General features: G+C 68.8%; 11 protein-coding genes. 6 read left to right on the forward strand and 5 right to left on the reverse strand.

All coding sequences use genetic code 11. The features are described from left to right. Positions 1–579 precede the first annotated feature (579 nt). Together pip and dtd are read left to right on the forward strand one after the other, a co-directional pair. Positions 580–1,530 carry a prolyl aminopeptidase gene (pip, locus tag PKE44_RS10610; RefSeq protein ID WP_324550897.1) on the forward strand — a complete coding sequence of 317 codons (951 nt, stop codon included), beginning with the start codon at positions 580–582 and terminating at the stop codon, positions 1,528–1,530. Next, positions 1,527–1,985, forward strand: coding sequence for a D-aminoacyl-tRNA deacylase (gene dtd, locus PKE44_RS10615; RefSeq protein ID WP_324550899.1), 459 nt, complete (start codon positions 1,527–1,529; stop codon positions 1,983–1,985). Before pip ends, dtd begins: the two co-directional genes overlap by 4 nt. Before the next feature lie 106 nt (positions 1,986–2,091). Here the strand turns inward: dtd and PKE44_RS10620 are convergent, their stop codons facing one another. Genes PKE44_RS10620 through PKE44_RS10630 form a run of 3 tightly spaced genes read right to left on the reverse strand, consistent with a single transcriptional unit; the run spans position 2,092 to position 4,883 of the window. Further along, positions 2,092–3,462: an NAD(P)(+) transhydrogenase (Re/Si-specific) subunit beta gene (locus PKE44_RS10620; protein WP_324550901.1), complete on the reverse strand. Its 1,371-nt coding sequence runs from the start codon at positions 3,460–3,462 to the stop codon at positions 2,092–2,094. Between the two features lie 6 nt (positions 3,463–3,468). Further along, positions 3,469–3,753, reverse strand: a complete 285-nt coding sequence (locus PKE44_RS10625) for an NAD(P) transhydrogenase subunit alpha (protein ID WP_324550904.1) — start codon at positions 3,751–3,753, stop codon at positions 3,469–3,471. Positions 3,754–3,758: 5 nt separating this feature from the next. After that, positions 3,759–4,883 carry an NAD(P) transhydrogenase subunit alpha gene (locus tag PKE44_RS10630; RefSeq protein WP_324550907.1) on the reverse strand — a complete coding sequence of 375 codons (1,125 nt, stop codon included), beginning with the start codon at positions 4,881–4,883 and terminating at the stop codon, positions 3,759–3,761. A 337-nt stretch (positions 4,884–5,220) separates the two neighbouring features. On the opposite strand from PKE44_RS10630, the gene PKE44_RS10635 reads away from it, so the two are divergent. Together PKE44_RS10635 and PKE44_RS10640 are read left to right on the forward strand one after the other, a co-directional pair. After that, positions 5,221–5,841 (forward strand): HNH endonuclease, encoded by a 621-nt coding sequence (locus PKE44_RS10635; protein ID WP_324550909.1) that lies wholly within the window; start codon positions 5,221–5,223, stop codon positions 5,839–5,841. A gap of 35 nt (positions 5,842–5,876) precedes the next feature. Beyond that, positions 5,877–6,329, forward strand: coding sequence for an OsmC family protein (locus tag PKE44_RS10640; RefSeq protein ID WP_324550911.1), 453 nt, complete (start codon positions 5,877–5,879; stop codon positions 6,327–6,329). An 18-nt stretch (positions 6,330–6,347) separates the two neighbouring features. On the opposite strand, the gene PKE44_RS10645 is transcribed toward PKE44_RS10640, so the two are convergent. Continuing rightward, positions 6,348–6,659, reverse strand: a complete 312-nt coding sequence (locus tag PKE44_RS10645) for a hypothetical protein (RefSeq protein WP_324550913.1) — start codon at positions 6,657–6,659, stop codon at positions 6,348–6,350. 341 nt (positions 6,660–7,000) lie between these two features. Here PKE44_RS10645 and PKE44_RS10650 point away from each other — a divergent pair, with 341 nt between their 5' ends. Beyond that, positions 7,001–7,351: a type 1 pili tip component gene (locus tag PKE44_RS10650; protein ID WP_324550915.1), complete on the forward strand. Its 351-nt coding sequence runs from the start codon at positions 7,001–7,003 to the stop codon at positions 7,349–7,351. A 159-nt stretch (positions 7,352–7,510) separates the two neighbouring features. Next, on the forward strand, positions 7,511–7,726 hold the full coding sequence (locus tag PKE44_RS10655; RefSeq protein WP_324550917.1) for an alanine-zipper protein: 216 nt from the start codon (positions 7,511–7,513) through the stop codon (positions 7,724–7,726). 89 nt (positions 7,727–7,815) lie between these two features. Here the strand turns inward: PKE44_RS10655 and PKE44_RS10660 are convergent. Next, a partial coding sequence (locus PKE44_RS10660; RefSeq protein WP_324550920.1) for a bifunctional diguanylate cyclase/phosphodiesterase occupies positions 7,816–9,157 on the reverse strand: 1,342 nt, incomplete at its 5' end.

Here is a 9,157-nt window from a genome sequence, read left to right on the forward strand (position 1 = left end):
GGCCGGGCTTTGCCGGCGGACCGGCGCCGCACGCGGCGGCCGAGCTCGCCGCCTCGCGCGAGCGGGCGCTCGCCTGCGGCGCGGATGACTGACCGCCAAAAGAAAAATGCCGCCATCGCATGCGCGACGGCGGCTGAAAAACGTAGCAGCCAAACATTGAGAAGGTGATACACCGCTTCCGGTACGGGCCATCCCGACCCGCGCCTTCCACGTCGCTCTCCCTGAGCCGTCTTCCCTGACGTGGTGCCCCGTGCACCGCCCGGTGCGTTCCGCACCGTGTCCCAGCCCCGCCTCGATCCGGGCCCGAAAGCGGTGTTCCCCTCACCGTTTCATGCCCCGGACCTGCCTCGGGCTTCCGTGCCGCGCCTCCTGCGCTGCCGCCCTTCCTGCGGCGCGGCCTGTCTGCCGCTTCCCGTTCCCTCCTGCATGGGCGCACAGTGTATACAGCTGTTTCATGACAGCCATGCGCCATCAGGCGGTTTCGGCTGCGCCATCCGCTGAATCGACCATCAGAAATTTCTTATCCCGGAAACGACCGGTTCACCCGTGGCCGGCACCGCTTCCGGCGGAGCCTGCGACATGCGCGAGCTTTATCCCGACATCCGTCCGTATGCGACGCGCCGCCTGCCGGTCAGCCCGCTGCACACGCTGTACGTCGAGGAAACCGGCACGCCCGGCGGCCTGCCGGTGCTGTTCCTGCACGGCGGCCCCGGGGCCGGCTGCCAGCCGGTGCACCGGCGGTTTTTCGATCCGCTGCGCTATCGCATCGTGCTGTTCGACCAGCGCGGCGCCGGTCAGAGCACGCCGCACGCCGAGCTGACCGACAACACCACGACGGCGCTGATCGCCGATATCGAACTGCTGCGCAAGACGCTCGGCATCGAGCGCTGGGTGGTGTTCGGCGGCTCCTGGGGCTCGACGCTGGCGCTCGCCTACGCCGAGGCCCACCCGGAGCGCGTGCTCGGGCTGGTGCTGCGCGGCATCTTCCTGTGCCGGCCGCAGGACATCCGCTGGTTCTATCAGTCCGGGGCCGGGCGGCTGTTCCCGGAGGCCTGGGAGGACTATCTGGCACCGATCCCGGAGACCGAGCGCGGCGATCTGGTCTCGGCCTACTACCGGCGCCTGACCGGCGATGACGAGGTCGAGCGCATGCGCTGCGCCAAGGCCTGGTCGGTCTGGGAGGGCACGACGCTGACGCTGCGCCCGAGTCCGCACACGGTCGATCACTTCGCCGATCCGCACATGGCGCTGTCGCTGGCGCGCATCGAGTGCCACTACTTCATGCACGACAGCTTCCTCGCGCCCGACCAGCTGGTGCGCGATGTCAGCCGCCTCGCCGGCATCCCCGGCTACATCGTCCACGGCCGCTACGACGTGATCTGCCCGCTCGACGGCGCCTGGGCGCTGCACCGCGCCTGGCCGGGCTCGCAGCTCGACATCATCGCCGATGCCGGCCACGCGGCGACCGAGCCCGGCATCATCGACGCGCTGGTGCGCGCCACCGACGCACTCGCCGACCACTACCGGTGATCGGGCTGCTGCAGCGCGTCACGCGCGCGCAGGTGACGGTCGCCGGCGAGCCGGTCGGTGCGATCGCGGCCGGGCTGCTGGTGCTGGTCGGCGTCGAGCGCGGCGACGGCGAGGCGCAGGCCGCGCGCCTGCTCGAACGCCTGCTCGGCTACCGCGTCTTCGCCGATGCCGACGGGCGCATGAACCGCAGCCTCGCCGATACCGGCGGCGGCCTGCTGCTGGTGCCGCAGTTCACGCTGCCGGCCGATACGCAGAAGGGCACGCGCCCGAGCTTCACGCCGGCGGCGGCACCGGCCGACGGCGAGCGGCTGTTCCGGCATCTGCTCGGGCTCGCCGAAGCCGCGCACGCCCCGGTCGCGAGCGGGCGCTTCGGCGCCGACATGCAGGTCGAACTGGTCAACGACGGACCGGTGACCTTCTGGCTGCGCGTGCCGCCGCCCGGGCCGGCAGACTGACGCGCACAGGAAAAAGGCGGCGCCCCGCAGGGAGCGCCGCCTCGTGCGAAGGGCATCCGCGGCCGGCCGTCGCGCACGACGAATCCGGCTGCGGGCCGCGCCGCGATCAGAGCGTCTTGACGAAGCCGATCAGCTCGGCGAGCACCTTCTGCGCGTCGCCGTACACCATGCGCGTGTTGTCGAGGTAGAACAGGTGGTTCTCGATGCCCGAGAAGCCTGCGCCCTGACCGCGCTTGATCACCAGCACGTTCCTGGCCTGGTCGGCGTTCAGCACCGGCATGCCGTAGATCGGGCTGTTCGGATCGGACTTGGCGACCGGGTTGACGACGTCATTGGCGCCGATGACCAGCACCACGTCGGTCGACGCGAACTCGTTGTTGATCTCGTCGAGGTCGAAGATCTTGTCGTACGGCACGCCGGCCTCGGCGAGCAGCACGTTCATGTGGCCGGGCATGCGGCCGGCGACCGGATGGATCGCGAACTTGACCTCGACGCTGTTCTCTTCGAGCAGCTCGGCGAGCTCCCAGACCTTGTGCTGGGCCTGCGCGACTGCCATGCCGTAGCCGGGCACGATGATGACCTTGGCCGCGTAGGCCATCATCACCGCCGCATCCTGCGGCTCGCTGGCCTTCATCGAGCCCTTGACCTCTTCCTCGGCCGTCGCACCGCTGCCGCCGCCGAAGTTCGAGAACAGCACGTTGCTGATCGGGCGGTTCATGGCCTTCGCCATCAGCTGCGTCAGCAGCGAACCGGCCGCACCGACGACGGTTCCGGCGATGATCATCGCCGCGTTCTGCATCACGTAGCCTTCAAACGCGACCGCAAGACCGGTGAAGGCGTTGAACAGCGAGATGACCACCGGCATGTCGGCACCGCCGATCGGCAGCGCCATCATCGCGCCGAAGGCGAGCGCCAGCAGGAAGAAGGCGATGATGCTGAACGCACCGGGCTGGCTCGCGCCCATGACGATCAGCCCGAACAGCAGCGCCAGCACGAACACGCCGAGGTTGACGAGCTTCTGCCTCGGGAAGCGGATCGCCTTCTTCATGCGTCCGTCGAGCTTGGCCCACGCGACCACCGAGCCCGAGAACGACACGGCGCCGATCAGCGCACCGAGCACGCCGAGCAGCGCATGCACGGCACCGTGGCTGCCACCCTTGAGCAGCTCGACCGCGGCGATGCAGGCCGCGGCACCGCCGCCCATGCCGTTGTAGATCGCGATCATCTGCGGCATGTCGGTCATCGCGACCTTCTTGCCGCTGACCCAGGCCGCATAGGAACCGACGCCGATCGCGACCAGGATCAGCAGGTAGTTCGACAGGCCCGGGTACAGGAAGGTGACCAGCGTGGCGAGCGCCATGCCGGCACCGGCCCAGACGATGCCGCTGCGCGCCGTCTTCGGCGAGGACATGCGCTTGAGGCCGAGGATGAACAGCGCCGCGGCCGCGAAGTAGACAATCTGGATGAGTCCGGCCACGTTCGCTTACTCCTTGCTCGACTTGAACATTTCGAGCATGCGCTCGGTGACCACGTAGCCGCCGACCGCATTGCCGGCGGCGAGCACGACGCCGATGAAGCCGAGCAGCTGCTCCAGGCCGGTCTGCGCGTGGCCGAGCGCGACCATCGCGCCGACGACGACGATGCCGTGCACGAAGTTCGAGCCTGACATCAGCGGCGTGTGCAGGATGACCGGCACGCGGCCGATGATCTCGTAGCCGGTGAAGGCGGCGAGCATGAAGATGTACAGCGCGGCGAAACCTTCGATCATGACGCTCACCCCACCAGCTTGCGGGTCGGTTCGTGACGGATCTGGCCGTCGTGCGTGAGGCAGCTCCTGGCGATGACCTCGTCGTTCCAGTCGAGCGCGAGCTCGCCGTTCTTCACGAACGGGGACAGGAAATTGAAGACGTTCTTCGCGTAGGTCTCGCTCGCGTGCACCGGGATCAGGCTCGGCACGTTCAGCGGACCGTGGATGGTCACGTCGTTGTGCTCGATGGTCTGGCCGGGCTCGGTCAGCTCGCAGTTGCCGCCGGTTTCGGCGGCGAGATCGACGATGACGGCCCCGGGCTTCATCGCCTCGACCATCGCCTTCGTGACGATCTTCGGCGCCGGACGGCCCGGGATCGCGGCGGTGGTGATCACCGCTGAGGCAGCGGCGATGTGGCGCGCGAGCACCTCGGCCTGGCGGGCGATTTCCTCCTTGGTCAGCTCGCGGGCATAGCCGCCCTGACCGGAGGCATCGACGCCGGTGTCGATCAGCTTGGCACCGAGCGACTCGACCTGCTCCTTGGCCGCAGCGCGGATGTCGTAGGCCTCGACCATCGCGCCGAGGCGCTTGCAGGTCGCGATCGCCTGCAGGCCGGCGACGCCGGCACCGACGACGACGACCTTGGCCGGGCGGATGGTGCCGGCGGCCGTGGTCAGCATCGGGAAGAAGAAGCTCGCGAGGCTCGCGGCCATCAGCGCGACCTTGTAGCCGGCGATCGCCGCCTGCGAGGACAGCGCATCCATCGACTGCGCGCGCGAGATGCGCGGCAGCAGCTCGAACGCGAAGCTCGTGATCTTCTTGTCGCGCAGGCGCCGGATGACCTCGGCGTTGCGGTGCGGGGCGAGGAAGCCGATCAGCACCGAGCCGTCGCGCAGCTGCTCGACCTCTTCGAGGCTCGGCGGCTGCACGCGCACGGTGACATCGGCCGCGGCCAGCGCCGCGACGATGTCGTCGACGAGCTTCGCGCCCTTTTCGTATTGCGCATCGCCAAAATGCGAGCCGCAGCCGGCGCCGCGCTCGATCTGCACTTCGGCGCCGAGGCGCTGGAAGCGCTCGGCGACGCTGGGGTCGAGCGCAACGCGGCGCTCGCCCGTCCAGGTCTCTTTCGGGACCACCAGACGTAAGGTCATGTAAGCGTTCTCCAGACGGCAACACACCGGCCCGCAGAGCGGGACGGACGAGTGCCGGGGGTTCAAGGCGGATGGCCCGCTCCGGGCGTGCCGGAGGGGCGGCAGACTAGAGTCTTTGCTCTAAAACGTCTGCAATCGGTCCGGATATGGTATCCGATGGCTTTTGCACTGCGAAAGTCGTGCCCGCACTACCCCTGCGTCGTCGACTGGTGTATCTAGGCGGCTGGCCCAAAAGGCCGGACGGTGCCGTGCGTGCGCATCCGCAGATCGCCGCCGTCACCGTGCCTTCATCCGCCGCCGCGACACGGGCGGCCACGTCTGCACGACGGGAGGGATGATGTACGGTCTGGATCAGCCGGTGCTGCGCACCGACATCTCCGGCATGCCGCTGGAGTGGATCGACTACCAGGAAGCCGTGCGCCTGCACTGCGCCGGGCATGTCGCCTTCACGGCCGGCACGCTGCTGTACACGCTGCGCGGCGGCTGCAACGCCGTCACCGGCCGGCGCAGCCTGATCCCGGTCCACGCCGTGCTCGCGACCTTCGGCGGGCGCTACGCCAGCCTGCGCCTGCGCCCCGGTTACGTGCCGCCGCTGTCGAACCCGGCGCTGTTCCGGCGCGACTTCAACGTCTGCCTGTACTGCGGCGACAGCTTTCCGGTGCGCGAACTGTCGCGCGACCACGTGACGCCGCTGGTGCAGGGCGGGCGCGATCGCTGGAGCAACGTCGTCACCGCCTGCCGGCGCTGCAATCACCTGAAGGGCGGGCGCACGCCCGAGCAGGCGCACATGCCGCTGCTCGCCGTGCCGTTCGCGCCGACGCACGCCGAATACGTCTATCTGCAGGGCCGGCGCATCCTCGCCGACCAGATGGAATTCCTGCGCGCGCACTTCCCGCGCAGCAGCCCGCTGCATGACCGCCTGGCCCGCGCCGGCGCCAGCGTGCCGCCGGTCTGCTGAAGTCTTCCCCAAGTAATCGATACGGAAGCCTCCCGATGACCGACGCCCACCGGGCCGTCGTGCGCTGGCAGCGTGCGACGGCCGACTTCGATGCGAAGACCTTCGAGCGCACCCACACCATCGTCTACGACGGCGGCGAACAGGTGCGCGCCTCGACGGCGCCGGAATACGGCGGCGATGCCAGCGCGGTCGATCCCGAACAGGGGCTGGTCGGTGCGCTGGCGAGCTGCCACATGCTGACCTTCCTGACCATCGCCGCCCTGAAGCGCATCGTCGTCGATGCCTACGAGGACGAGGCCAGCGCCGAGACCGGCCGCAATGCCGACGGCCGCATGATGGTCACGCGCGTGACGCTGCGTCCGCGCGTGCGCTTCGCGCCCGGCCACGAGCAGGACGCCTCCGCGCTCGATGCGCTGCACGCGCGCGCACACGGCAACTGCTTCATCGCCAATTCGCTGCGCAGCGTGGTCTCGATCGAACCACGCTGATTTTCGGCCGGCTGCGGCTCAGGCGCCGCGTCGGGGCCGGAAGGACAGGACGCGATGCGTCTCGCCGCTGATAGCGCTACCGGCCGGAAGCTGCGGCAGCGGCGCATGGAAGCGGATCAGGCCGCAGGCCGGACAGCGCTGGTACGGCGCCGCCTGCGGGCCACGCCATTGCAGGGCACCACCGCAGCCGTCGCAACGATCGGCGAGGCGCACCGGCGCCGGACATCGCGCACCGGACACCAGCCGCATCATCGCCACCACGTTGTCGAGCAGCACATGCTGGGCATGCAGCCAGACGCGGGCATTCATGTCGAACCACAGCGGTAACATTGAGCGTTTTCTCCTGAGCGGCGGGCCTGGTCTGTAGCCGGGTTTGAGCGCCTTGCGGACCGGACCTGCAGCCTTACGCCACAGGTCCTGACCACAATCCCCATTAAGCAATTGACGCGCCAAATATTACCGTTTGTTCATTACGGTATTTTAAGGTCGCGCGCCCGGTCGAAAACTGGCACAGGCTCTGGATTTGTCAATAAGGCGACTGCCGATCGGTATTCCGGCCCGGGTGACAGTGGTGCGTCAAAATCGTGACATCCCTGCTGCTGCCGTCACCGGATGCAGCGGCGCCGTACCACGACCATACTGACGCCGACCCTTCCCGCCCGAGGTATGCCATGCACATCCGGAATCTGATCCGCGAATGGGAGCGCGCCGGTGTCCGCACGCTGACGGTCGAATCCTGCTGCGTGCAGCTGCCGCTGCACGATGCCGCGCGGCTGGCGGCGCTCGCCGAGATGTATCCGCTGAAGAGCCGTGCCGAACTCATCACCGAACTGCTGTCGGCCGCGCTCGATCAGGTCGAGGCGGCGTTCCCGTACGTGCAGGGCTCGCGGGTGATCGCCGAGGACGAACAGGGCGATCCGATGTACGAGGATGCCGGCCTGACGCCGCTGTTCCTGCGCCTGACCAAGCGTCACGCCGCGCGGCTGGCCGAGGAATCGGCGCAGCAGAAGGACGGCGCGTGAACGGCCGTGCGGCCGGCGACGCTTGCGCGGTGCAACATTATTTGTCGCCGGCGCGGATCGCCGGCTTGGCAAGGCAAACCGGAGCGATACACTAGCGGGGCTTTGTTGCGGGCATGTCTGTCCGCGTTGTTTTTTTGCCTGACTGTTTAGGAGCCGAACATGAAGAACCTGATCAAGCTGTCCGCCCTCGCCGGCCTGTCCGTCCTCGCTGTCGGCTGCGCCAGCACCAGCGACCTCGAAGCCGTGCGCGCCGAGGCCCAGTCGGCCAAGGCCACCGCCAACCAGGCGCTGGCGACCGCCAACGAGGCCAAGTCGATCGCGATGGACACCAACGAGAAGCTGAGCCGCATGTTCAAGAAGAGCATGTACAAGTAAGTCGCCCGCCGACCGAACGTCCTGCTTCAAAAAAAGGCCGGGTTCCCCCCGGCCTTTTTGCTGCCCGGCACCCTGGCTCTCAGGGTCTCTCAGGCGTCGCAGCCGCTCGCGTAGTCGCCGAACCAGTCGCCGGCCGGCACCGGGCGGCCGTACAGATAGCCCTGCCGGCGCACGCCGGGATGACTGCGCAGCCAGTCGGCGTGCACGGCGGTCTCGACGCCCTCGGCGACCACCTCCAGACGCAGGTGGCCGGCCACCGACACGATCAGCCCGACCAGCGCCGCATCGTCGGCGTCGTGCGGTGCTTCGAGGATGAAGCTGCGGTCGATCTTCAGCTCGTGCAGCGGCAGGCGCTTCAGGTAGGTGAGGCTCGAATAGCCGGTGCCGAAATCATCGATCGAGAAGCGCACGCCAAGCGCCCCGAGCGCGGCCATGCGCTCGGCGACGACTTCGGGATCATGCACCAGCACGCCTTCGGTCAGCTCGATGACCAGCCGCCGGGCGCTGTCCGGGTGCGGAGCGAGCAGCGTGCGCAGTTCGTCGACGAAGCCGGGGCTTGCGAACATGCGCGGGCTGACGTTGACCGACAGCGTCGGTGCCGGCCGGCAGCCGGCGCTGCGGGCAAGCAGCGCGACGACCTCGCCGAGCACCCAGCGGTCGAGCTGCACGATCAGCTCCGTGCACTCGGCGATCGGGATGAACTCGCCCGGCGGCACCAGCCCGCGCTGCGGGTGCTGCCAGCGCAGCAGCGCCTCGGCGCCGGTGATGCGGCCGTCTTGATCGACCTGCGACTGCAGGTACACACGCAGCTCGCCGGCATTGATCGCATGATGCAGTTCCTGTTCGAGCCGGAAGCGATGCTCGACGCTCTCTCCCATGCGCTCGTCGAAGAACACGATCGACTGGCCGCCGGTCTCGGGATCGCCGGCGCGGTGACGTGCGGTCTGCGCCCGGCGCAGGACCTCGCCGGCCTCGTCGTTCTCGTACTTCGGAAACAGCGTGATGCCGATGCCGAGGCCCAGGCGCAGCACCGAGCCGGCGATTTCCAGCGGTTCGGCCACTGCAGCGCCCAGCTGCCCGGCGACCCGCCGCGCGTGATGGGCGGCACTCTCGCGCGAGTCGTACACCCCTGCGAGCACGACCGCGAACTCGTCGCCGTCCAGGCGTGCCAGCGTGTCGCCGGTGCACAACTGCCGTCGCAGGCGGCTGGCGACCACGCCGAGCACGGCATCGGCAACCTGCGCGCCCAGCGCCTCGTTCAGCGCCCCGAAGCGTTCGATGTCGAGCACCATCGCCACGGCCACGCGCGTGTCGCACTGGCCGAGCTTCAGCGTCTGGCGCAGGCGGTCGGTCAGCAGCAGGCGGTTCGGCAGGCCGGTCAGCGCGTCGTGCCAGGTCAGGTAGTCCATGCGCTCCTGCACCTGGCGGATC

The sequence above is a fragment of the Plasticicumulans sp. genome, from assembly GCF_035331805.1.
Classification (GTDB): domain Bacteria; phylum Pseudomonadota; class Gammaproteobacteria; order Competibacterales; family Competibacteraceae; genus Plasticicumulans.